Annotated in this window: 25 protein-coding genes; 8 read left to right on the forward strand and 17 right to left on the reverse strand. The window is 42.0% G+C overall.

The features are described 5' to 3' along the window. Positions 1-31: 31 nt before the first annotated feature. Genes GJB62_RS19410 through pdxA form a run of 3 tightly spaced genes read right to left on the reverse strand, consistent with a single transcriptional unit; the run spans position 32 to position 1790 of the window. Complete coding sequence (locus tag GJB62_RS19410; RefSeq protein ID WP_114082955.1) at positions 32-328, reverse strand: hypothetical protein; 297 nt, start codon at positions 326-328, stop codon at positions 32-34. Then, complete coding sequence (locus GJB62_RS19415; protein WP_114082956.1) at positions 321-659, reverse strand: type II toxin-antitoxin system RelE/ParE family toxin; 339 nt, start codon at positions 657-659, stop codon at positions 321-323. Before GJB62_RS19415 ends, GJB62_RS19410 begins: the two co-directional genes overlap by 8 nt. Before the next feature lie 39 nt (positions 660-698). Next, complete coding sequence (gene pdxA / locus GJB62_RS19420) at positions 699-1790, reverse strand: 4-hydroxythreonine-4-phosphate dehydrogenase PdxA (RefSeq protein WP_114082957.1); 1092 nt, start codon at positions 1788-1790, stop codon at positions 699-701. Between the two features lie 207 nt (positions 1791-1997). Here pdxA and GJB62_RS19425 point away from each other — a divergent pair, with 207 nt between their 5' ends. The 6 genes from GJB62_RS19425 (at position 1998) to GJB62_RS19450 (ending at position 7569) form a co-directional block, all read left to right on the forward strand. Continuing rightward, on the forward strand, positions 1998-2102 hold the full coding sequence (locus GJB62_RS19425) for a PetM family cytochrome b6-f complex subunit 7 (protein ID WP_012410508.1): 105 nt from the start codon (positions 1998-2000) through the stop codon (positions 2100-2102). A gap of 428 nt (positions 2103-2530) precedes the next feature. Then, positions 2531-3529, forward strand: a complete 999-nt coding sequence (locus GJB62_RS19430) for an SDR family oxidoreductase (protein WP_114082958.1) — start codon at positions 2531-2533, stop codon at positions 3527-3529. Positions 3530-4102: 573 nt separating this feature from the next. Beyond that, positions 4103-5020: an NAD(+) kinase gene (locus tag GJB62_RS19435; RefSeq protein WP_114082959.1), complete on the forward strand. Its 918-nt coding sequence runs from the start codon at positions 4103-4105 to the stop codon at positions 5018-5020. 361 nt (positions 5021-5381) lie between these two features. Next, positions 5382-6068, forward strand: coding sequence for a response regulator transcription factor NblR (gene nblR / locus GJB62_RS19440; RefSeq protein WP_114082960.1), 687 nt, complete (start codon positions 5382-5384; stop codon positions 6066-6068). Positions 6069-6365: 297 nt separating this feature from the next. After that, the gene (locus GJB62_RS19445; protein WP_114082961.1) at positions 6366-6872 is read left to right on the forward strand and encodes a DUF192 domain-containing protein; all 507 of its coding nucleotides are present in this window, start codon (positions 6366-6368) and stop codon (positions 6870-6872) included. Between the two features lie 469 nt (positions 6873-7341). Then, the gene (locus tag GJB62_RS19450; RefSeq protein ID WP_012410503.1) at positions 7342-7569 is read left to right on the forward strand and encodes a DUF2949 domain-containing protein; all 228 of its coding nucleotides are present in this window, start codon (positions 7342-7344) and stop codon (positions 7567-7569) included. A gap of 326 nt (positions 7570-7895) precedes the next feature. Here GJB62_RS19450 and GJB62_RS19455 read toward each other — a convergent pair whose 3' ends face one another. The 5 genes from GJB62_RS19455 to leuS all read right to left on the reverse strand — a co-directional run bounded on the left by GJB62_RS19455 (position 7896) and on the right by leuS (position 13846). Next, positions 7896-9053 (reverse strand): alanine--glyoxylate aminotransferase family protein, encoded by a 1158-nt coding sequence (locus tag GJB62_RS19455; RefSeq protein ID WP_114082962.1) that lies wholly within the window; start codon positions 9051-9053, stop codon positions 7896-7898. 1255 nt (positions 9054-10308) lie between these two features. Continuing rightward, on the reverse strand, positions 10309-10458 hold the full coding sequence (locus GJB62_RS38195; RefSeq protein WP_348537522.1) for a hypothetical protein: 150 nt from the start codon (positions 10456-10458) through the stop codon (positions 10309-10311). Positions 10459-10484: 26 nt separating this feature from the next. Then, positions 10485-10703 (reverse strand): DUF5615 family PIN-like protein, encoded by a 219-nt coding sequence (locus GJB62_RS38200; protein WP_306297073.1) that lies wholly within the window; start codon positions 10701-10703, stop codon positions 10485-10487. Between the two features lie 80 nt (positions 10704-10783). Further along, the gene (locus tag GJB62_RS19465; protein WP_309472815.1) at positions 10784-11023 is read right to left on the reverse strand and encodes a DUF433 domain-containing protein; all 240 of its coding nucleotides are present in this window, start codon (positions 11021-11023) and stop codon (positions 10784-10786) included. A 204-nt stretch (positions 11024-11227) separates the two neighbouring features. Next, the gene (gene leuS, locus GJB62_RS19470; protein WP_114082963.1) at positions 11228-13846 is read right to left on the reverse strand and encodes a leucine--tRNA ligase; all 2619 of its coding nucleotides are present in this window, start codon (positions 13844-13846) and stop codon (positions 11228-11230) included. A gap of 170 nt (positions 13847-14016) precedes the next feature. Between leuS and GJB62_RS19475 the strand changes: the two genes are divergently transcribed. Next, entirely contained in the window at positions 14017-14472 is a 456-nt protein-coding gene (locus GJB62_RS19475; protein WP_114082964.1) for a gamma-glutamylcyclotransferase, read from the forward strand. A 16-nt stretch (positions 14473-14488) separates the two neighbouring features. Here GJB62_RS19475 and GJB62_RS19480 read toward each other — a convergent pair whose 3' ends face one another. The 3 genes from GJB62_RS19480 to GJB62_RS36725 all read right to left on the reverse strand — a co-directional run bounded on the left by GJB62_RS19480 (position 14489) and on the right by GJB62_RS36725 (position 16439). Continuing rightward, positions 14489-15103 (reverse strand): zf-HC2 domain-containing protein, encoded by a 615-nt coding sequence (locus GJB62_RS19480; RefSeq protein ID WP_114082965.1) that lies wholly within the window; start codon positions 15101-15103, stop codon positions 14489-14491. Between the two features lie 157 nt (positions 15104-15260). Continuing rightward, positions 15261-15917, reverse strand: coding sequence for a sigma-70 family RNA polymerase sigma factor (locus tag GJB62_RS19485; RefSeq protein ID WP_114082966.1), 657 nt, complete (start codon positions 15915-15917; stop codon positions 15261-15263). 369 nt (positions 15918-16286) lie between these two features. Continuing rightward, positions 16287-16439 (reverse strand): hypothetical protein, encoded by a 153-nt coding sequence (locus GJB62_RS36725; RefSeq protein ID WP_167755993.1) that lies wholly within the window; start codon positions 16437-16439, stop codon positions 16287-16289. 273 nt (positions 16440-16712) lie between these two features. Between GJB62_RS36725 and GJB62_RS19490 the strand changes: the two genes are divergently transcribed. After that, positions 16713-17681 (forward strand): L,D-transpeptidase, encoded by a 969-nt coding sequence (locus GJB62_RS19490; protein ID WP_114082968.1) that lies wholly within the window; start codon positions 16713-16715, stop codon positions 17679-17681. Positions 17682-17760: 79 nt separating this feature from the next. Here GJB62_RS19490 and GJB62_RS19495 read toward each other — a convergent pair whose 3' ends face one another. The 6 genes from GJB62_RS19495 to GJB62_RS19520 all read right to left on the reverse strand — a co-directional run bounded on the left by GJB62_RS19495 (position 17761) and on the right by GJB62_RS19520 (position 24808). After that, on the reverse strand, positions 17761-18300 hold the full coding sequence (locus tag GJB62_RS19495; protein WP_041565537.1) for a late competence development ComFB family protein: 540 nt from the start codon (positions 18298-18300) through the stop codon (positions 17761-17763). Between the two features lie 121 nt (positions 18301-18421). Next, entirely contained in the window at positions 18422-19357 is a 936-nt protein-coding gene (locus GJB62_RS19500; protein ID WP_114082969.1) for a M23 family metallopeptidase, read from the reverse strand. 706 nt (positions 19358-20063) lie between these two features. Further along, positions 20064-20762 (reverse strand): DevA family ABC transporter ATP-binding protein, encoded by a 699-nt coding sequence (locus tag GJB62_RS19505; protein ID WP_114082970.1) that lies wholly within the window; start codon positions 20760-20762, stop codon positions 20064-20066. A gap of 78 nt (positions 20763-20840) precedes the next feature. Further along, on the reverse strand, positions 20841-22013 hold the full coding sequence (gene devC, locus GJB62_RS19510) for an ABC transporter permease DevC (RefSeq protein ID WP_114082971.1): 1173 nt from the start codon (positions 22011-22013) through the stop codon (positions 20841-20843). Between the two features lie 119 nt (positions 22014-22132). After that, complete coding sequence (locus GJB62_RS19515; RefSeq protein WP_181852868.1) at positions 22133-23332, reverse strand: ABC exporter membrane fusion protein; 1200 nt, start codon at positions 23330-23332, stop codon at positions 22133-22135. An 801-nt stretch (positions 23333-24133) separates the two neighbouring features. Beyond that, on the reverse strand, positions 24134-24808 hold the full coding sequence (locus GJB62_RS19520) for a HupE/UreJ family protein (RefSeq protein WP_114082972.1): 675 nt from the start codon (positions 24806-24808) through the stop codon (positions 24134-24136). Positions 24809-24882 lie beyond the last annotated feature (74 nt).

The following is a 24882-nucleotide window of genomic DNA, read 5'->3' on the forward strand; positions in this document are numbered from 1 at the left end:
GAGCGATTTAAACTATCCTTAAAAAATCACCTCATGCTGACTTCACTGTTACTGCTAGCTGTAATCCCAATGCATCCAGTACTTTCCTCAGACAATAAAATTCAATTTCTCCTTGCTGAGATAACATCAAATCAAGTTGCTCATAGGATTGCTTAACTGGTGCTGGAAACTGCTCAATTCCACCCTGTGCCTCAATTACATTCTTGAGTGCTTTTCCTAACATTTTAGGATCGCTCTCTTCTAGAACTACTTCGATATAAGATGCTGCTTCTAATGGATCTTGGAGATGTTTAACTAGTCCTTCGTGATAGCTTGCACTTCTAGGCATTATCTCTACTCCTATAGTCTTTCCAATATTCCTGAGCTTTATCAACATCTTGTTTCTGAGTGCTTTTATCTCCACCACATAAAAGAATAATAATTGTTATACCTTCTTGTCCAAAGTATATGCGGTAGCCTGGCCCATAGTCGATTCTCAATTCAAAAACACCTTCTCCAACTGACTTACAATCACCTAAATTACCATCTTCAACTCGGTCAAGTCTGGCTCTTATTTTAGCTTTTGCTCTTCTATCTCGCAGAGAATCAAGCCACTCATCAAAAATATTTTTTCCATCTACTGTCAGATAATTCCTAATTTCTCTTGGTTGGACTTCCATGATTCTTTGGACAAATCTAGTTATAAATTATGAAATAATTCATAGTTTTCTCGCCGCCAACCTTTGACTCACCAACTCAGCCGCTAAATGTATTGCTGCCTTCATACTCGTAGCATCAGCAATTCCCTTACCTGCAATATCAAACGCTGTTCCATGATCGGGTGAAGTCCGAACGAAAGGAAGACCAATAGAAGTATTAACTGCCCGATCAAAGGCCATCAACTTCACAGGAATTAAGCCTTGGTCGTGATAAAGTGCCAAGTAGCCATCAGCAGGATTTTGAACTAAAGAATTTCCATACCAAGCTTGACCAGGTTTAACCCACATCGTATCTGGCGGTATTGGCCCATCTAGTTGTAATTTTGGTCTATTTTGCCGTTCTTGCTCTAACCAGGGAATTAACCAATCCTGTTCTTCATGTCCAAGTTGCCCCTGTTCGCCACTGTGGGGATTTAAACCCGCGATCGCAATTCTCCCATTTTCTATCCCAAAATCTTTCTCCAAACACTCCACCAGCAAATCCAATTTCTGTGTTAACAACTGTGGTGTCAATGTATTGGCTACTTGACGGAGGGGAATATGTGTAGTGGCAAGTAAAGCGCGGAGTGTCCAGCCAGTATGCGGTGATCGCGCTACAAATAACATTCCAAAACGGTCAACACCTGACTTGTGTGCCAAAAGTTCCGTTTGCCCTGGATAATTATATCCTGCCGCTTTCCAAGCAGATTTAGCGATCGGCCCCGTGACTATCCCATCAAATTTACCAGCGAGTGTTTGTGCGATCGCATATTCCATATAGGCAAAACTAGCCGCACCACTGGCCGCATTACCTATTCCGGGAATAATTTGACCTTTAATTTCTCCATCCAATTGCACATCACAGACAGACAACTCTTCTGGATTTGCCAAAGGTGCTAAATTCTTGATTAAATTCAATTTGTGATAGGTCTGTGCCAGCAAATCCCCATTACCCACCACTGTTACGTCGTATTTTTTACTAATTTCCGGTTCTGCTAAAGCTTTTAAAATCACCTCCGGCCCAATACCCCCCGGATCTCCCAGCGTCAGCGCCAAACGTGGGCGATTCTTTTTGCTAAAATTCACTAAATCACCTTGATTATTTTGATACATAAAATTTATTCATAATTATTATCATTAAAATTTTCCCCATCCCCCTCATTTCCCGTTCTACAGTAGGGATTGCCCCCCAAACCAGTAGGGATTACTTGCTAAACTAGTTTAAAATTATTTACACAGGTCTAATCCTACAGTAACTATTGAAAAGCTTCTGCTAGACCTAGTTTACACACACTAATTTGCATAAGGAGAATCACACCAATGGGCGGCGAAATTTTGAATGCAGCTATATTGTCCTTCGGTTTAATCTTCGTGGGCTGGGGCTTAGGCGCATTGTTACTGAAAATTCAAGGCGGAGAAGAATAACTTCTACGATGAGAAGGAGTCAGAAGACAGAATTCAGAATTCAGAATACCCCAGCAGTCAAGTCAGGGGTAACAATCGGAAAGAATTTTTTCTTCTCCACGATTAAAATCGGGGCTTTAAACTTCGATTCTCCATCCAGTCGCACAGAATCCATTCTGGATTCTGGCTTCTGAATTCTGAATTCTTCTTTGGTATTGACTATTAAGAGGGAAGAGGTTTTTCTCTGCCTTGAAAAGTTCTGTTCGCCCCAAGGTGGCGTTCATACTTTTCGCTAACTGGGAAAAAAGCTTGTCCGTTTACCGGACAGCAATTTTCCCATGAATTTTTCCATAACAAACGATTTTCTTAGAAAAGATGTAAACTTTTGTTTACATAGGTTATTCTGATAACATTCTTTTCATAAAACATTAAAATTTATTACAAACCTCATGACATTATTAATCGTCGGTGCCACTGGCACCTTAGGAAGACAAGTGGCTCGTCGGGCAATCGATGAGGGATATAAAGTACGCTGCCTCGTGCGGAGTAGTAAAAAAGCAGCTTTTCTCAAAGAATGGGGTGCAGAACTTGTACCAGGAAATTTACGTTACCCCGATACCCTAGCGGCAGCTTTAGTTGGTGTAACCCAAGTTATTGATGCGTCAACATCTCGTCCTACAGATTCACTGAGTATCAAGCAAGTGGACTGGGAGGGCAAAGTAGCATTAATTCAAGCAGCAAAAGCAGCAGGTGTAGAGCGCTTTATCTTCTTTTCAATTTTGGATGCGGATAAATACCCAGAAGTACCGCTAATGGAAATTAAGCGTTGTACAGAACTATTCTTAGCTGAGTCAGGCTTGAATTATACCATCTTGCGGCTAGCTGGTTTTATGCAAGGGTTAATCGGTCAATATGGGATTCCCATTTTGGAAGCACAGCCAGTTTGGGTGACAGGTAATTCTTCTCCCATTGCCTATATGGATACTCAAGACATTGCTAAGTTTGCAATCCGTGCATTGAGTGTGCCCGAAACGGAAAACCAAGCTTTTCCTGTAGTTGGTACTCGTGCATGGAGTGCAGAAGAAATCATCAACCTGTGCGAACGCTTATCTGGAAAAGATGCCAGGGTAACGCGGATGCCAATCAGCGTACTGCGTGCTGTGCGGGGCTTAATGCGGTCTTTTCAGTGGGGATGGAACGTAGCCGACAGGCTAGCGTTTACAGAAGTATTGGCTAGTGGTAAACAGCTAAATGCCTCAATGGATGAAGTATATACAGTTTTTGGCTTAGATCCGCAACAAACCACAACTCTAGAAAGCTATCTCCAAGAGTATTTCAGCCGGATCATGAAGAAGCTCAAAGAGGTAGACTACCAGAAAAATAAAAATAAAAAGCAGAAACCTAAAAAAACTCCTTTTAAACAGTCTTCAAAAGCCAATAGTCAATAGTAATTAGAGAAGATACATTAGTCATGAAACTCTACACTCTGGATATTTGACTTCAGGCTACATGACCAAAAATGTGTAAAGATTATCGAAAACTTAGGTAAAAGCCCTGTCCTTCTAGGACGACTTTAATTCTCTAAATTTGTCTTGAAAGTTTCCGGTGATTGGTATAATCAAACAATATCACAGGTAGAATAACCGCTAGCACAAATGGATAACCAACCCCAATACGACTGGCTAGGAAATAATAATGGTTAGTGGGCGGCGAAAACCACGATAAACATAGCTGGGGTAGCAAACGCTCACCCATACCAGAAAAGTCAAAAACTTGTTAATTAAGCGTACCGTGGGGCACACGGAAACAAGGGGAGAAATCCTCTAAAGCTTGGGGAGATAAGCCCTCTGGGGCTGTCTAAATTAGGCTCAAAACTTGGTTCAATTGAACGGGTTTTTGGTTTAAGTAATGCCGAAAGGCTAGGCAGTTTAAAGGTGTATCAATGAACCAAGAATCCTCATGCTTTCAGGCTAGGGAGTGTCAAATAATACAAAGCATCGCCTAAACTTGGATATTTGAGTGTGCCGAAAGCAGGCATTATCTACAATGACGTTAAACCGATAGCGGGTCGTGTCGCTATCGAGTTGAAAGACAAGCTAACCGCAGCCGGTTGGGATGTGTGTATCACATCAAGTATCGGTGGAATATTGGGCTACTCTAATCCAGATAGTCCTGTATGCCACACCCCCATTGACGGTCTAACGCCCCCTGGTTTTGACTCAGATATGGAGTTTGCAGTCGTGTTAGGGGGAGACGGCACTGTTTTAGCAGCGTCTCGTCAGGTAGCCCCCTGTGGTATTCCACTACTAACAGTGAATACCGGCCACATGGGATTTTTGACAGAAACTTTCCTGAATCAATTGCCCCAAGCACTAGAACAGGCAATGAATGGTGAGTATGAAATTGAAGAACGAGCCATGCTCACCGTCAAAGTATTTCGGGGAGAAGCAGTGCTGTGGGAAGCTCTCTGCTTGAATGAAATGGTTTTGCACCGAGAACCTTTGACCTCTATGTGCCATTTTGAAATTGCCATAGGTCGTCATGCACCAGTAGATATTGCGGCGGATGGTGTGATTGTTTCTACGCCTACAGGTTCTACAGCTTACTCATTGAGTGCTGGTGGTCCAGTGGTGACTCCTGGTGTACCTGTTTTACAGCTAGTACCCATTTGTCCCCATTCTCTAGCTTCTAGAGCATTAGTATTTCCAGATACTGAATCGGTCAACATTTATCCAGTCAACATTCCTCGGCTAGTGATGGTGGTGGATGGTAATGGAGGGTGTTATGTCCTACCAGAAGATAGAGTATATATGGAGCGATCGCAATATAGTGTCCGATTTATTCGCCTGCAACCGCCTGAGTTTTTCCGAATTTTACGAGAAAAATTAGGTTGGGGTTTACCACATATTGCCAAACCAACTTCGGTAGAATTACCGTAATGATTGGGCATTGGGAATGGGAAATGGGGAATAGGGGGACAAGGGGACAAGAGGTGAGAACTTGAAACAAGTCTTTCCCCTTGTCCCCAATTCTCCTTGTCCTCTTCCAATTCCCAATTCCCAATTCCCAATTTACTGATTTCCGTCCAGAATTACTGGTATAGGGATGGTATTTGGAGTTAGTTATTAAGATTGCATCCGAGAATTAGATTGCTGACACCTGAACGTGCTAAAAGATTCTTAGCCGTGCGTCAAATCAGGATTGCTTCATCGTTAAAAACTCCTAATTGCACTTTATAACTGATGTAAAGATTTTCTCTGGAACATCTTTACAATCCCAAATCCAATATCCCAAATTGTTATGACAGTTGCTCCAAGTCCCTGTGTTTTGGTGATTGAAACCGATGAGAGCCTAGCAAATCAGCTTGCTTGCGATTTGCAAGAAGCTGGCTATGAATCGATATTGGCTAATGATGCGACCAGTGGTTTGCAATACTGTCGCGATCGCCAACCTGCTTTAATTGTTTTAGACCGGATGCTAGCAGGAGAATCAGGACTCTCATTGTGTAAAAATCTGAGAAGCACTGGTATGCGATCGCCTGTGTTGATTTTAATGGCAAGGGATACCGTTGACGATCGTGTAGCTTGTCTAGAAGCAGGAGCGGATGATTACATCCTCAAACCTTACCGCTCAGAAGACTTTTTGAAGTTAATTCGCCTCTACTTAAAACCCGATGTGGATACCACGGAGCAATTACGCTTTGGGGATCTTATTTTAGACATCGCAAGTCGCCGTGCTATCCACGGCGGCCGGGCAATTGACTTGACAATGAAAGAATTTGAACTATTAAAATTCTTAATGGAACATCCCCGTGAGGTGTTAACCCGCGAACAAATTTTAGAAAATGTTTGGGGTTATGACTTTCTGGGTGAGTCGAATGTCATTGAAGTGTACATCCGCTACCTGCGCCTCAAAATCGAAGATGAAGGTCAAAAGCGCCTAATTCAGACAGTGCGCGGCGTAGGGTACGTTTTAAGAGAATCCTAGTAGAGATGGCGAAAGTTGGCCTACCTTAGACAATGGGCTTAAGGCCATTGTCTAGTTAATTGGAGCCTGAAAACGGCTGTGTATTAAGCTGTTACGTAAATAAGATTGCACATCAACTGGTGAGGTTGTCCTTTGTCATTTGTCCTTTGTCCTTGATAAACACAAATGACTAATGACGGTCTACACGGAAAATAGTGCAATATGTAGGCGCGTTAGCTTACCAGACAAATAAAAACGTGAGCTTTCTAGCTTAAATTCTGTAAAATTGAAATCTAAATTACAAAATCAAAAATAATTATGAATCGTTGGCTAGGTTTATTCTCAATGTTGCTGAGTGTTTTATTGATGGGCTGTTCTGTACCAACGACAGCTAAACCTCCAACCCCCACGCCTGATTCTAAACCTCCAGCCCCAGCGAGTTTAGGGCAAAAACTACCAATTTCTGCGAAAGCCATTCTTCCTAATGGCACAACTATTCAGCTAGAAGTGGCGAAGACACCACAACAGCAACAAATGGGGTTAATGTATCGACCAGCTTTGCCAGATGACCGAGGAATGCTATTTGGGTTCGCCTCACCACAACCAGTTAGTTTCTGGATGAAAAATGTACCTGTAGCCTTAGATATGGTATTTTTACAGAACGGTGTAGTTAAATATATCCAATCTGCTGCACCTCCTTGTGCGAGTGAACCTTGTCCCACTTATGGCCCCAACACACCAATCGATAAGGTAATTGAACTTCGCTCTGGAAGAGCTGCCGAATTGAAGTTGAAAGTGGGCGATATTGTCAAAATTAAGTTCTGAGACTTAGCCACTTTTCAAGGATAAAGATTTGGATAGTTGCTCTGTTCAGACAGTATACTACCTAGAACTATGTTTTTTCTGTAAAAAATGTCACGTGTTGTAGCAAAAAGTCATCTGTAACGCTACTATTTAAAAACTGTGGTAATAATGTAAAATTTTACTGTCTCCAATCTGAAATCCCGAACTTGAGGTTTGGTTGCAAAAATATTCCCTTCGGCGTAAGTGTAAATAGTCGCCAATAAGAGAGTATAGGTTAGGAATCTTTGTTACTACTTATGTAATTAAATCAAGTACACAAGTAAACAAGATGGAGTCATTGAATTAAGTAAAAATGCTGCTTGATAATTGAGCAGATGACAAGCCTCTCTTAAAGGCAAATCCAAAAACTGTGCTGGGGTGTATAGCCAATAACGGCACAGTGACAGATGAAATACTGGCTACTGGCTACCGAGCAATGGTGAACTGATATATGACAATACATTCTGCACAAGGAGGTGAGATCCAAATGTCACCATCAAAATATTCTCGACTGATTCATTTTTTGCAAGAAGATTTGGCAATTTCCACAGCATCGCTGGCGGTTGCACTGCGCCATCGGGAACAAGATCCAGGCCCTTTGGCAATGATTCTTTGGCAGTATGGTTTGATTACTCTAGAACAGTTAGAACAAATTTATGATTGGCTGGAGACGGCATAATTTATGCCAATTTTGGGTTTTGGATTAAAAGTCTCTATCAAAAGGCTGTTACCGGAATCTCAAACAATACTATGTTATGCAAATTCTGGATCGTACTAAGTTGCCAAAGTTGGTATTGTTTGGTGTCAAATAAGCTGTGTGACTCTCTCGGAAGCAAATAATACTATCTAGGGCAAGTTGGTATCATTTAAGAGAATAAAAGTATGTCACATCAACTCTACCTTGTACAAAGGTTGATATATAGGTTTATTAACTCTGCTGGTTTCTACTTATTTATATACAACAAATCAAAAGAGCGAGTTGATAATTTAACTCGCTCTTTTGATTTAGTAGGACTGACTAAACACTTTAACTGCTGCTGCTATACCAGAACCAGGGGTGAAGTCTTTGTACCCAAGTTCTGTTAGGGTAACTTCTAAGGATGCTATACAGCTAAGGATATCGCGATCGCTCACAAAGCCCAAGTGACCAATGCGGAAAATCTTATTACTCAAATGGTCTTGACCACCTGCAAGGGCAATATCAAAGCGTTTTTTCATCAATGACCGAATCTTATCCGATTCAATTCCCTGTGGTGCTACAGCCGTAATCGCCGGACTAGCGGAACTATCTGCTGCAAATAGGGGCAAATTCAACCCTTGAATGGCGGCGCGGGTAGCATTTTTCAGCCGTTCATGTCGAGCAAATATTGACTCTAATCCTTCCTCTTTCATCATTCGCAACGTGGTGTGTAACGCTACGATCAAGTTTACGGGTGGAGTAAATGGAGTTGTATTTTTGGCTGTGGCTTTGCGATATTTGCCTAAGTCCAAATAATATTTTGGTAGCTTTGCAGTTTTGTAAGCTTCCCAAGCCTTGGGGCTGACAGAGACAAAACCCAATCCCGGCGGAATCATATAACCTTTTTGAGAACCGGAGGCGACTATATCCAAACCCCAAGCATCTACCGGGAGATTGAATGCACCCAAGCTTGTGACGGCATCAACGATAATCAAAGCTTCACCGTGTTCTTTAACGTGGCGGTTGATGCTTTCTAGGTCATTCAACACACCTGTCGAGGTTTCGCTGTGGGTGATGATTACAGCTTTAATTTGCTTTTGAGTATCTGCTTGGAGTTTTTCGGCAAATACTGCGGGGTCTAAGGGTTTTCCCCATTCCACCTTAACTTCTTCTACATTCAAACCGTAGGCTTGACCAACTTCTACCCAGCGTTCGCCAAATTTACCATTAGAGCCAACTAAAATGCGATCGCCTGGAGAGAGAAAATTAATTATTCCAGCTTCTACAGCACCCGTACCACTGACATTCAGTGTCAGCACATCACTTTGAGTTTGGTGCAACCACTTCAGGTTTTCCGTCACCTCTGCCAATATATTGCTAAATTCACTGGTACGGTGCCCAATGGGATGCTTGGCTAATGCCAGTAAAGCAGCTTCTGGCACCGGTGTTGGGCCTGGAATCATTAGCATCAGCTTATCGTTCATGTGTCTATCCTAAAAGTCAAATAAAAGTCAAAATTGTGGGAAATTGGTTTAGTCTGGTAGCAAATTTTAGATATTCATCTACAAATTACACTCAGATCGCCACCAGTCTTGTTGTATATTTTCCAAATCCATAGGAAAAGTATCGTGGAGTTTAATGATCGGTCAGCTTGACCTTTGCAATTTATACGAGACTCCAACTCAAATAAAACCTCTGTTCCAGGCAATTTTACCATACACTTAGACACCAGGTTAAGGCGTGTGCTAGTAGGGGAGTAGCTAAAATAGCTGAGGCTGAAGCGTCCATTTAAGCTCTCCCAATTTTAGGTATAGATATTATAAATTCTTAAATCTTCCCCATCATCGGCCTGAGTTGTTTTGATAGAAATATGCGAAATCGATTTAAATATCGTGGAAATCGTCGGTGAAAAAGCTGTGTTTTGCTTCAACCAAGGAAGTAACCGCCTACACTATGCGGAAGAGTTAGATGTCATCGTTTGCTAAGAGATAAAAGATACCCAACCAAAAGTTTTCAATCTGCTTGGGTAGAAGATTTTTTCTTCGGTTGCCATTCTTTAAAGAATACCTCTATCTATTGAGGAGATGATGATTTTATTGCAGTCTAAATCGCTTTCATGCGGATATATAAGCCATCTCAGGCTTACTTGATGGCGATTTTTCACTGATACCTTCCAGTTTATTTGCTGCTAAATTTGAGATATTTATGCTGCTAATTGCTGCACATTTTGAAGCTTTACTCAAAGACAGGTGATGCCTATGCCTACGCTAATCAACTATAAGTTTTTATACTATACTTACAAACTTGCTACAATTGTGCTTAGTTTCGTTAGTTACCATTCATGGTGAGTCGTTTTTAACTAGTGTTCAGTTCATAAACTGTCACTCACCAGATCCCCGATTTTCTTGTAAAAGAGATATTCTTAGTTAGTGCAAGGAGTGATACCATTTCACCAAATGTTTGTCACAAGTTATCCCCGCAATACTCCCTGATAAGGGGGTGTTGCAGATTTCAAATGTTGCATCAAACAAGTGAGTTGGTATAAGCTTTTACGGGGAAGCGCTTGAGTGAGCAAAACTCTCAAGCGCTTTTTCGTGTATAAATAAAACAGTTTAACTCTTTGAACGATAATACAGATGTTTTTAAATATACATATACCAGAGAGAAAACTACTGTTTCAATACTTCTTGAAACAGATTTTTGATGGTTTTAACATCCGTGCATTCCATCAAAATAGTTTTAAGTGACTGGACGTACCACACGAATTAGTTTTCCTTGCAACGCATGTTCTGCTGTCACAGCCTCATCTATTCGTGATGCAAACTTTCCCCAATTACGATTGTTCGTACAAACAATAATACCGAAGTGGTTAGAATCACGACGATGCAAACGGATAAAATCAACTCTGTTGATACTTACAGCCGTTCTCGATCAAACCCACCACAAAAATAAATCCTAAAACAAAGCCCAGTATTGCTTTTAGTTGTGGCACGTTTGATTGCAATTCGCTGTAATATCGAGCGTTCTTGACTTACAGCAAATGCTAGTACTTCCTTATCAGGTATACCTTGGTCTGCATTTTCTGCATCTTGAACTGTCAAAACATCATGCCCCAAAGCGCGTAATAATTCCACAACTGAAAATGGAAACTGCTCATCTAGGCTACCTCATTACGCTCAATTGCCAATTCGATTTCATCAAGATGAGCTTCTGCCTATACCCAAGCATTGGCTAAATCTGTAGCTGTAATAGTTGGATAGCTCATCAAAAGGTCAGTATCGCTATATCCAAGGCGGCTAGCTTCCACAAGTACCCAGACAGGAATACGAGTTTTAGCGATACGAGCCTCTCCACCAAAGACTCTAGGAGTTTTCTCAATTCCTTGCCAATTGTTGCCGAGGTTTTGAGCAAGTAACTGTATGACCTGCAATTTTTCACGCTTGTCTGAGGGCAAGAAGTTGTTGTTCTAACTCTTTGAGTGTCACGGATATAAATCCTTTGATGTTTGGTCAGGCTATATTTACAATTTTATCGATTGCTAACTACAACATTTAATTAATTCGTAGCAAATTCTCTGCGTACCTCTGCGCTTCCCTTTGCGCTACTTTGCGTTTAAATTTAAACCCTCAATTCACCACGATTTTAGGCAAAGCTGTACTTAGCTAACTACAAAATTCACCAACTTTCCAGGCACTACAATTACCTTTTTAATCTCTTTGCCTTCGATGTAACGCTGGGCAATTTCTGATTCACGGGCGTATTTCTCCAACGCTGCTTTATCCGCTTGTGCTGGTACTTGAATCGCGCCGCGAGTTTTGCCCATAACTTGAATAACTAAAGTGATTTCATCAGCTACCAAAGCAACCGGGTCAAATGATGGCCAAGTTTGAGTGTGAATTGAATCACTTTCACCCAACAAATGCCACAATTCATCAGCAATATGTGGTGCAAAGGGTGCGAGTAACATCACCAAAGTCCGAATACCTTCTGCGTAAATTGGTGAATTTTTGTCGGCATCACTTAGGGCATTACTCAACTTCATCAATTCGGAAATAGCTGTGTTGAATTGATATTCGTCTTCCACATCTTCCGTCACCGCTTGAATAGCCGTGTGAATCGTCCGCCGCAATTCTTTTTCAGCCTTAGTTAAATCAGATAGTTGAGCTTTTTTACGGGATACCCCAGCCGTAATATAATCCGTCACCAAACGCCAAACCCGATTTAAAAAGCGGAATTGTCCTTCCACATCGGCTTCATCCCATTCCAGGTCTTTTTCTGGCGGCGCTTTGAACAAGATGAACATCCTTGCTGTGTCTATACCATATTTGGAAATTACATCTTCTGGCGCGACACCGTTGCCCTTTGATTTAGACATGGTGGCGTAGAGACGTTGCAAAGGTTCGCCTGTCTGAGGGTCACGAGGGTCAGCAGAATTGACCAGATTAGAAGGAATCCATTTATCCTTACCGCCCTTATTGGGATTTAGGTAAGTTAAACCCTGTACCATCCCTTGAGTTAACAGACGTTGGAAGGGTTCATCAAAATTCAGTAACCCTCTGTCCCGGAGTACTTTAGTAAAGAACCGCGAATACAACAAATGTAAAATCGCGTGTTCAATCCCACCTACATACTGATTCACTGGCATCCAGTCGTTTACTTTACTGGAATCGAAAACCTGCTGTTCATTTTTAGCATCAGGGAAGCGCAAGAAATACCACGAGGAATCAATAAAAGTATCCATCGTGTCAGTTTCCCGCTTCGCTGGAGTGCCGCAAGTTGGACAAGGCACATTTACCCAGCTTTCTAACTGAGTCAAAGGTGAACCCCCTCGTCCAGTAAATTCCACCTCTTCTGGCAACTGGACTGGCAAATCTTTGTCAGGTACTGGCACTATTCCACAGTTGGGACAGTGAATTACAGGTATCGGTGCGCCCCAGTAACGCTGCCGGGAAATTAACCAATCCCGCAGGCGATATTGCACCCGCACTTTACCAAAACCTTGTTTTTCGGCGTATTCAATTATGGCTGGTTTAGCGTCTGTGGAAGCTATACCCGTAAAAGCCCCAGAATTAATTAAAATTCCTGGTTCAGTGTATGCCTGCTTATAGTCAACTTCGACAAGTTGTGTGATTCCATCAATCTCTGATGTTGGAGTTAAGTCAAAACCTGCAACATCATCTGGGGAAGCGATGACAAAATTAATTGGTAAATCGTAATTTTTAGCAAACTTAAAATCTCGGACATCGTGTGCGGGTACACCCATCACTGCCCCAGTACCATACTCATACAGTACATAGTCAGCAATCCAAATAGGCACTTCTTGCCCTGTAAACGGGTTAATTGCCACCCCACCGGTGGGGATACCTCGCTTAGGTTTGTCTTCAGAAGTACGTTCCAACTCACTTTGATTAGAAACCTCTTTAATAAAGACTTCTACCGCCGCTTGTTGTTCTTTTGTGGTGACGCGATTTGTTAAGGGATGTTCTGGTGCTAATACTAAATAACTGACACCATAAACGGTATCTGGTCGCGTGGTATACACGGCGATTTTTTCATCTATCCCGATAATGGGAAATTCTAAATAAGCGCCTGTGGATTTACCAATCCAGTTTGCCTGCATCAATTTGACCCGTTCTGGCCAACCTGTCAACTTATCCAAGTCATTGAGTAATTCTTCGGCATAGTCAGTAATCTTAAAAAACCACTGCCGTAACAATTTGCGCTCAACTATTGCACCGCTGCGCCAGGAACGTCCTTCATTATCAACTTGCTCATTTGCTAATACAGTTTGGTCAATGGGGTCCCAGTTTACGGCTGCTTCTTTTTGGTAAGCTAACCCTGCTTCCAAAAACTGCAAGAAAATCCATTGCGTCCACTTGTAATAATCTGGTGAACAAGTAGCTAGTTCACATTCCCAATCAATTGATAAACCAAGACGTTGCAATTGCTGCCGCATCTGGGCAATATTCTGATAAGTCCACTTTGCTGGCGGTACACCACGGTCAATGGCGGCATTTTCTGCTGGTAAGCCAAAGGCATCCCAACCCATTGGGTGTATTACCCGATACCCTTGCATTCGCTTGAGGCGGGCAATCACGTCAGTAATGGTATAATTACGGACGTGACCCATGTGTAGGCTGCCCGATGGGTAAGGGAACATGGATAAAGCGTAGAATTTTGGCTTGTTGCTAGCTGAAGGTGTTTTATCTAAGCCAAGTTCTAACCATGTTTTCTGCCATTTTTCCTCAATCGCTGCTGGGTTATATCGGGAATCCACCAAAAAATTCTCCTAATGGGTCTGTCTAGGTTAACCTGCTATGTCAACCTCTTAGGTTAACCTATATTGTAGGTCAACTAATCACAGATTTATATAATTGAGCATCAGCCAAATTATGCCTGAACTGCTAGTGTTTCAGGTATGGCAACAGTCATTTGATGAAGGTTTAGATGGTTGAATCAAATATAAAATTTTCTGATTTGGTGCGGGTTTTTGTCTACGGCACACTCAAACCAGGTGAAGCTAACTATAAAAAATACTGTGCTGCCAAAGTAATTGATGTCAAAAGAGTTTTTGTAGAAGGTAAATTGTTTGCTCTGCCAATGGGCTACCCAGCAATGACGCTGGGAAATAGCAAAGTTTACGGATATTTACTTTCTTTTCCCAACCCAAGAATTTTAAATGAGCTAGATGTGCTGGAAAATTACCAGCCCACTAGACAACCACCAGAAAACCTCTATAATCGGCAAATTATCGAGGTTTATGAACCACAGTCGCTCTCTTATAGTCGGGCTTGGGTTTATTTAATGACTCTAGAGCAAGTTGCCCAATTACGAGGATTACTCCAACCTGATGGCTGGTGGAGTGGCTGTGGTTTAACCGCAAAGCACAATTATGATCTGTGAATTGTTAACTTTGCAATTAGTTTATGTCCTGTTTGGAGTCTTGCCGTTGTGGTTTTACCGGATAGATTGGATTTTCTGGAGAAGCTACTGCTGCTTTAGGAATTTCAATTACCGGGTTATTTAGTCCCACCATCAGAGGAGAAGGTGGAATTATAGACGCTGAGGATGTTTGAATCGGTTCTTTTTGTGGTCGTTGCGCCAGTTGCGGCACATTCAAACCACCAGGTACTAAGCTAGATACTGCGCCGATTACGCAAGCAGCAACGGCTGCACCTCCCGCCATCCAGTTTAAACGGGAACGGCGGCGTAAACGTGTGAATACTTGCTGAACTGTTGCTTCTGGTGACTCTTGGGCTGTGGGGACTGGGAGAGTCCGCAAGCCTTGGCGCAGCTTTAACAGTCGGGCATACAAGCATTGAACCGAGGCATCATTTGCCAGCCATTCTTCTACTTGCCTGCGTTCGGGGGCTGTGACTTCACCATCGAGGTAAGCACTCAATAACTCGAAGCGATCGCGCTTCACCATATCCATAAGACCCGTTGATTCATTGGTATGCTTGGCCATTCCATCTGACAAATCTTGAGGAAGTTGCAAAGAAGAACGGTCGTAAAACTGAGAATCAGTAGTCATCTTAACATTATTACCAATTCATACACGGGTAAACTGGGCGGGAATTTCGGGAAAATTAGCCATTTTTCCTTCTTAAGATGGAAGCGATCTACGTCTTTCTGGTAATTCTTAATCTATGCTTAAATTCTGTCATTGGGCAGAGGCAAGATCCTGTAAATTAGGAGTCTAGATAATTCTGCAAGTGAGCTTGCAGCCTCGATCTAGCTCTGGCTATTCTTGACTTCACAGTTCCTAAAGAAACTCCAGTGATTTCAGCAATTTCTTCATAAGCCATGCCCTCGATTTCTCTCAGGACAATGGTAGTACGAAAGACTTCTGGTAAATCCGCGATCGCTTCCCGCAATTGCTCGTAAAATTCTCTAGTTGTCAGTTCTTCTTCAGGCCCGGGAGTATCGCCAGCGATTTCCCAATCCATCTCACCGTCCTCTAACGAGCGGGGAGCATCCAGTGATAAAGGGCTAACAACCCGCTTGCGTTTCCGTAACTCATCGTAAAACAAGTTGGTGGCAATGCGGCTTAACCAGCCCCGAAATTTAGCAGGCTCTTGTAATCGGTTAATATTCCGATACACTCGAATCCAAACTTCTTGAGCTAAATCGGCTCTGTCAGACCAATCTGGAGCTAGGTGGTAGAGAACTCTATCAACTTGACTTTGATAGCGGCGTAATAGTTCTGAAAACGCAACACGATCTGGCCGCAGTCCCGCTTGACAGCGCAAAATTAAATCGTGGTTAGGGAGTTTGTCAACTTGCACTGATGCTTCTGGATACTTTGCATCAACAGTTGACCAGGATACAGTAATCGACTGACTCATAGATCGTACTGGCTCTAAATCATCCCTATCTATTAGACCTGCTAATGGGACAGAAGTTCCATGCTAAGGTGACGGATTTATGACTGGAACACGGAGGCAGACAATTTTGGATACATTTATAGCAATAAGGTGAGCCACTTTTTCCTTATACTGCTTGCATAGTTGCCCTTAAAACCATCAACTCAAAAAAGCGCAGCAATATGCACATTTTAGTACTTTTAGCAACTGGGTATATACGCTTGATAAAAATAATTAAATCTGGTTATTAAGGATGAAGAGAAAAATTTTGTAATTCTACCTTCTTGATACCTTTAAAATTCAGGTAATAATTTCTGGGAGTTGGGTTGCTCTGGTTACTATAATGGTGATTTATTTTTTTGATTTTGTTACCAGAATAGTTGCTGATTGTTCTAGTTGTGACCCGTAGATAGCACCAGAGTTATGTTGCTCTGGTACGCGAATTTGAAAAAATAAATTGAGGGAAAATGTAATTGTGACTGCTAGCAATAGTTTTTCAAACATGGTTTTTCTCCCACCGACACCACTAATCATTGATTGCTACATTGCAAAAGTTCCGCCAGAAAGTCTAAGTATTGGCTTACAACCCCCAGAATTTTGGAGGAATGAGGTTGGTCACTTGAAGTTTTTCTGCTGGGACAATTTGCATAGTCTTAGTTTGCCCAGAGGTGTTGGCAGATTTATAACGGAAATGATAAGTATTGATAAATTTTTGATAATCGGATGATGAACACATCCAATTTCTCGGCTGGATATGTCAGGGATAAACAATAGGCGATGGCAATGGTAAGAAACGAATCTGTAGGGCGGATGGTAATGTTGCTCTGTTTTGGCACAGCATTTTTATCTTTAGCTGTCCATTGGCGTATTACTACGGCACAACGGCAGTCTGATAAGTCTGCATCTACTGCGATGCGGCGAGATTCTACCCTAACCAATCCCAAGGGAAGCCGCTCAGAGGGAGTCTACAAGAATCTGTCACAAGTGAGTTTAGGGGAAATTGCGCTGGGTGCATCTGTGCCACCTGCTGAAGTTGCCCAAGGCTCAAGTGTTCAGAGGGCGGTTACACCAAAGTCCTCTGCTATTAAGCCTCGAACTAAGTCGAAAACAATTAAGAAGAATGTAGCTAAAGCAACGACTCGCAAGGCTTCTACACCAAAATCTTCTATTATTAAGCCTCAAACTCAGCCGAAAACAATTAGAAATAATGTAGCTCAAGCAACTGAACTACCAATTAAGATGCAGCTGGTGGCACAAGCCGAAAGACAAAATCCAGTTGCGGATAGTTGGCCAAAAGGTTTATGGTCTAAGGCTTCAGCCCAACAAGCACCATCTGCATCTGATAGGCTGGCAGATGGCAAGACTCAAGTGGTGGTTGATTTAAGCGATCGCCGCACTTATGTATATGCAGGAGATGAGGTAATAGCTAGCTACCCAATCGCTGTAGGTAAGAAAGGTTGGGAAACTCCCACAGGTTCTTTCCAGGTGATCCACATGCGACACTATCCAATCTGGCGGCACCCAATTACAGGCAAAGTATTTGAGGCTGGTACGGATAGTCCCTTGGGAGACAGATGGATTGGTTTTTGGTCAGATGGACGCAATGAAATTGGCTTTCATGGTACGCCGGAAATTGACCTGGTAGGAACTGCTGTATCCCACGGTTGTTTAAGAATGCGTAATTCTGATGTCAGAATGCTTTATGAGCAAGTGAGTATAGGGACAACAGTACTAGTACGTAATTAATTAAGAGTCATTAGTCATTAGTCATTAGTCTTTTGTCCTTTGTCTAAAACAAGTAACAAATGACCAATGACTATTGAAATTATAATTTTTGCTCAAAATTAGGTGCATAAGTCTGGAGTAAGGCACTAACCTGGCGTACAACCTCATTCCCAGTATTTTTGCCCAAGGCTTGCCGTTCTGGGAAGAAATTGGGTCGATCTAGGTAACGATTAATCGCTTCACTCACTTGCTGAGAAATTAATTCTTGCAGTTCTGCCTGAGCCGTTTGGCGCTGGAAGCTAGCACCCTCTTCTGTAGTAGCATACAAAGGTGGTAGTCGATTGAGAGCGTAAGCCGCAATATCTCCGACATCTAGAGAACTTTCGCTGGTGGCTTCAATTTCTGCGACTCTGGCGATCGCTTCTGTCAGTACCAATTCTTCCATAACGTTAATGAATTGTTTGCGAGGTACCGCCACTACCTCACCAGTCAATAGCGCTCCCATGAGCCGATCCAGGGCCATATACTCTTCAATTGAGAGTTCCGAGGCGTTATCACAGATTCTACCGACTTCTGCTTCCATTGCTGGTGTCAAATAACCATCCTGGAGAGCTTGTTCTACAATTTTTTCGATACTCATAACACTTATCATCATTTATGTTAGCCAAGTAAGGTAGGGACGGTATCAATTCAATTTATTTTGCCTAATCTTCAGCAAAAAAAACACAAATTATGCACAGACGCGATTAATTCCGCCTCTACTAATTAACGACCTTAGTTCGCCAAGGTGTTGGATCAACAGATTGTCCGTTGACATACAGACCCCAGTGCAAATGTGGACCTGTGGAAGCACCTGTTGAACCAACTGCACCAATTAGTTGACCAGCTTTCACAAGATCACCTTCTTTAACGTTAATACGACTCAGGTGCATGAAAATACTGGTTACTCCTTGACCGTGGTCAATGCCAACTACGTTACCGTGTATCCTAAACCCTTGGGATACCCTACCCACCAAAGCAACTCGCCCAGCAGCTGGGGCAATCACCGATGAACCGGCAGCACCAGCGTAGTCAAGACCACGATGATAGTAGTCCTTTGCAAATGTACCATTATAGTAGCGACGAACACCATAGGTTGTACTCATTCGCCCTGCATTTGGTTTCAGAAATACTCCATTCCAATACTTTTCTGGTGTTTTTAATGCTTTAAAAGCCGCTACACGCTTAAGTTCGTATTCTGTGGCATCTACTCCGGCTTTGCCAGGTGGCAAAGTAATGCGTTGTACGGGGAACTTGCGATTAAGCACATTCACTGCCAAGTTTTGGACTTGACCATCCCCTACAACGCGAAGTGTTCTAGTTCCAGGTTTTTCTAGGGGAGTTGTGGGAACGAAAGCCCGATACTGATTGGGGGCAATTTGAAAGGCTGGGTATGTATTATTACCAGTCGCTACTGTTGGATTTGTACCATTCTCAGGATTATTTAGATTAATCTCTACCGAGAGTGTATCCCCTAATTTAGGACTAGTTGGAGTCACCTTTACTTGTAAAGCATCTACAGGCAATGCCAAGGTGATAGGGAGAACAGCAAATATTCCCTTCAACACATTTATTGCAAGGCAATTGGCTGTCAAACTTTTGACATCAAAACCGAGCAACTTCTTGTTTGAACTACTAGTACTATTCTCAATAATCATAGAGCTACAAAAATTCCTTGCTTGTGTTGGAAAATAGACTAGCTTATTTTTACTCGTGTTTCCTCTTTGACGTAGATGTTTTTGAAACCCTCCAAAGACTTATAGACATCAGAGTTACATCAGGTAGGAGATTAGAGAGAATGATTTGTAACTGTAATTTAGTTACTTGGTATTAACTTTATGTATTACATTGACATTGGTAATGATCTTAAAATTTAACTAGATTGAAGGCAAAGACTCTATAGTTGTTTGCCAAGGTATCATTTATTAGGCAACAAAAGAAACCCCTTGTGATTATACCCATTACATAATAATACTTGAAGAAAATCTTGGAATCAACTGGACACTTGTTTAACTGGACACTCGTACTAGATTGCTAAGTTAAAATTGGTGTAAGTAAATGGCGCAAGCCAGGTAAACCAAGGGCAAAGTATTATAAATAACCCTATTAAGCTTAGGCAAAGTTCGATTTATTAAGTTATTGAGCATTTAATTTGCAAAATTAGGGTAGGCAAGATGCCTACCCTAATTTTTAGTAAAATATAGTGTGAAATTATATTATTTTTAATTTATCTAATTCTTAATCACCGTTTATACACTAATAACACATATTATTATTGTTAATATAAAGTATAAAACAACAGTGATTTTACTTAAATTGTTTTGGTTTCGATTTCTGAGCTTGAGGAATGAAAGCTGATTAACTTCAGATTGAGAGCGTTAATTCTGACTTGAGCTTACCATCTTCCATATCAACGATGCGATCGGCAATGTCAAGGATGCGGTTGTCATGAGTAACCATCAAGATGGTACAGCTTTGTTCTTTTGCCAATTTTTGCATAAGATTGACTACATCCCGACCTGATTGACTGTCAAGGGCGGCGGTGGGTTCATCCGCTAGGATTATTTGAGGATGACTGACTAAGGCGCGAGCGATCGCTACTCGTTGCTTTTGTCCTCCAGATAGTTTTTCAGGATAGTAATGTAAATGATTTCCTAATCCTACCTGCTCTAACATCTGGGCTGACCTACCTAGCATATTTTTTAACCCAAGATATTTGTGCAATTCCAAAGCCATTTTGACGTTTTGGAGTGCCGTTAAACTCCCATGTAAGTTATGTGCTTGGAAAATATAACCGTTATGCCGTCGCGCTTGTATTAATTGTTCAGCACTAGCACCACAAAGTTCTCGCCCCAACACCTGCAAACTACCAGATTGGGCAGAACGCAATCCACCAACTAAGGTTAGCAAGGTAGTCTTTCCAGAACCAGAGGGCCCGGTCATAATAATAATTTCACCGGCGTTAATCTCTAAGTTGATATTAGATAAAACTTGCTTGCGGAGGGAACTGTTACCAAAGTGGTGGTCAAGATTTTTAATAGAGATCACAGGTTGACTAGTCATAAATGGCTCAACTGGTAACAATTGTCATTGGTCATTTGTCCTTTGTCCTTTGCAAATGACCAATGACAAATGACAAATTTAGAACATATCAGCAGGATCGGTGGCTTGAAGTTTGCGGGTGGCGATCGCACCGGAAATTGTACACATAATGATAGTCAGCACTAATACCTGCAATGCCCGAATCGCAGTCATGTACATGGGTAAATTTGTGGCACTGCGAGTCAGTTGGTAAAGTGCTAAGGACACTCCCAATCCGGGGAGGAAGCCCAGTGCTGCCAATATCAACGATTCTTCAAGCACCACACCCAGCAGGTAATAATTGCGATATCCCATTGCTTTAAAGGTGGCGTATTCTCGAACATGGGCATTAACATCGGTGGAAAGGACTTGATAGACGATAATTACACCTACCACAAACCCCATTGATACACCTAGGCTGAAAATAAAGCCAATTGGAGAATTTGTCCTCCAAAAGTTGTTCTCAAATTCAATAAATTCGGCGTGGGTTAAGACTTTGACATCATCTCTCAGGTAGGCTTTCAAGCTTGCTGCCACTTTTTTCGGGTCATAGCCTGGTTTTACCTTAATCAAACCTAGACTGATACTACTTGACTGTCGCCCAGAAAATAGCCGCAAAAAGTTTTGATCGCTAGTAATCAGGTTGCCATCAGAACCAAAGGAAGCCCCCACTTGAAATAAGCCACTAATGGTAATTGTGCGCCGTTCTATTTCGGTAGTTAGGGTTTTCCCTTGGTCAATTTGAGCGATCGCTTTTTGATAATCTCCTCTTGCGCCACGATCAAACAAAACGGTATCTGGTAGCTTAATTGCCTGTAATTGCTGGTTAACATCCGGTAAGTCAAAGGCTGGCTTATCTGGATTAAACCCGATAACTAACACCCCCGTCTCACGATGTGTTTGAGGATTTTTCCAGATTGTGTTATTGAAATACATCGGTTCTGCCGACTTCACCCCTGGTATATCCATTGCTTGGTAAAGTCGCCGACGAGAAAATGTAGACAAGCTTGGCAGGTTACGGGCTTGGGGACTGGTTAAAACAATGTCTGCTTGCAAACTGCGATGTAGTCTGGTGTTACTGTCATACAGCGCAGTCTGAAAGCCCAGCTGCATGAACATGAGAAGATCCGCAAAGGCAATACCTGACAAAGCCACCAAGAGGCGGCTTTTTTCATGGTTCAGTTGCAGCCATCCTAGAGGGGTTCGCCGTCGCAGTTGTTTGATCAATCCCATCATAAGAGGCAGGGGGCAGGGGAGCAGGGGAGACAGGGGAGGCAGGGGAGACAAGGGGACAAGGGGACAAGGGGACAAGGAAAATACCCATTCCCAATTCCCAATTCCCAATGCCCAATTCATAATTCAATTACTGCCTTAACTTGCATATTGGTTAAGCTGGCAGCTTTTCGACTGGAAACTTCATCTAGTCGGATATAAACTTCTACTACTCGGTTGTCGATATTGCTGACGGGATCTGTGTTAATGACATTTTGCCGTCGCACTTGCAAACCTTTGCGATCTACGATTCCCTGCAATTCAAGGGGGAGGTAATCGCCAAATATTTGTACTTGTTGCCCTGAATGAACTTTGCCGATATCACTTTCATAGACTTCGGCTATGACATACATTTGGCTAGTTTGTCCAATGTCAGCAATGCCATCATTTGATACTAATTCGCCAGGATGGGTGTGGATCTCGAATACTTGTCCACTTTGGGGCGATCGCACTTCAGCCTGTTTTAGATTAACTTTTGCCAGATTCATGGCTGCTACAGCCCGATTGATTTCTGCTTGGGCAGCTTCTACATCTACTCCTCGTACCTCAGCGATTTCCTCAAGGGTTGCCGTGGCCTGTTTTACCTGCTGCTGGCTAGCTGATTGGGTACGATTTAACTGTGCTTGTGCTTCTTGCAAGCTTTTTTGGGCGGTTTCCAGGTTTAAACGCTTACTATCTCGTTGAGAGGCGGAAATTGCACCTTGTTGATATAGTTGCTGATAACGTTCGTCTTCTGCTTGGGCATGTTGGACTTCGGCTTGGAATCGTTCAATTGTCGCTGCTTGAGTATTAATATCACCTTGGCGTTCTGCTTCTAAGCGAGCGATCGCGGCTTTTTGGGCAGCAATTTCACCACGTTTAGCACCTGCTTGGGTACGGTTTAGGTTTGCCTGTGCTACTTTTACCTGTTCCTGCGCCTCTTTTAATTCTGCCTGTAAGCGATCGCGGCTATTCAAAATTGCAATCAATTGTCCCGCTTTTACCCAATCCCCCTCTTTTACTAACAACTTTTCTACCCGGCTTCCTTCAGCAGATACCGCAGCAGAGAGTTTTATTACCTTTCCCTGTGGTTCAATTCGCCCTAAAGCTGTTACCGTTTTTAACTGTGGTAATTGTGTTGCTGGCACTTGTGTTTCTGGATTTGCATAATTTTGCCAGCGTTTTACTATATAAAAACTTATTCCGCCAATCAATAAAGATGCAATTATACCTATAGCAACAGATGGACGCAGAATAGACTTAGGGAACGTTCTGTACCCTAGCTTTGAGTTTCGCACCATAGATTACCTCTTAACTAGTGGCGCAGAAAAAACTAAATAGATTAAGTTTTTATCCTTACTTCTGTTAGTTGTTGTTAATTTATCGATTCAAAGTTCATAAAAAATGAAAATTGTTGACAATTTATCAATCTGCTGCGATTTTCTGTATACGATAATAAATCACTCTTCAGTATTATTCCCATTTCACTTTAAGGTTGATACAAATAGCCACCAGGAGAGCAGGGTGACAGAAGTAGAGACAAATTATTTGTATCAGTCATTTCGTGAAATGGTATAAGATCCTCATGTTAATGATGAGCTAGTTTTCTTTTTTGAAAGTACTTAGGTATAGTAAACGGTTTCCCAATTACGGGTTGTAACAGTGCCAACAATCAGAGACAGATTAAGCCAAAAATAAATATTTTTTGTCATGATAAATTAATAATTTTTAATTCCTAAAAAATCTCTTTAGATTTAATATTTTTATAATTTTTTGTGATATATTTTCACTGTTAAAAGTTATTTTTATAAATTAGTTCTGTTAGCGTATCCGCAATTTTTTCAGGTGTCACAAGCTTTTATTTATATATAACACCGTGTGCAACTTTCTCTCAGACCTAACCCCCAACCCCTTCCCTTGTAGGGAAGGGGAGCAATAATCAAAGCCTATCGACCTTTCGGGGAGAGGAATGGAAGTGGGGTTTTAAGAATAAGTCGCACATCCCGTGATATAGCTTCTAAATATCTATCCACGTAATAAGGGCGCACAGCTAAGTGTACGCCCCATAAATAAATGTATTCCACTGAATTGAAATATGTGATTTAGCTGATCGAATTACTCAAAAACACGATGCCGATCGCGCAGAAAGCGAAGCCAGCAATGCTAATTTTCCAGGGTAGAGTCCGGTTTATTTCTCCCATACCCATTGCACCGCCAATTTCTCTGGCGCTCATGGCAACCACAAACAGAGTCAATGTCATACCTACTATATAGGCAATTAGTGGGAACATTCCTGCCCCGATAATAGAATCAGCAACAGTGTAACCCTGAAATAAACCAGCACTGATACCCATCAGAGCAAGTACCACAAAGTTTGGTTGATTTGGCATCATCAGCATAGTACTAAAAACGATGGTAGAAATAGCGATCGCTATTTCTATGCCTGGAAAATTTAGCTGGAATAGATGAATTACAATGCCCAAAATTGCTGCTAAGGCAAAACATCCAGCGATCGCAGCGCCACGAACAAACATAGATGACAGTAAGCCAATAGCAACAATCCCCACCAAACAATCTAAGGCAATTACTGGATCTGCCAATCCCCAGAGAAAGCCTTCCCACCAGGTAGTGATGGTATGACTATCTGGCGTTCCACTCCATGAACTCAGTAAGCTAATTAAAATTAAAGCTGCGATCGCTCCAATATGGCGATCCATTAACCTTGATGTGTAAAATTCCTGTGAAGCACGGAATTCTGATAATTTCCTTTTGAACATCAGTATATGCCAAATTAGTTTTTTCGGTAATTTATACTACCCACCTATCCCAAAAAACTAACGTGGTAATTACA

It is taken from the genome of Nostoc sp. ATCC 53789 (genome assembly GCF_009873495.1).
GTDB classification, from domain to species: domain Bacteria; phylum Cyanobacteriota; class Cyanobacteriia; order Cyanobacteriales; family Nostocaceae; genus Nostoc; species Nostoc muscorum_A.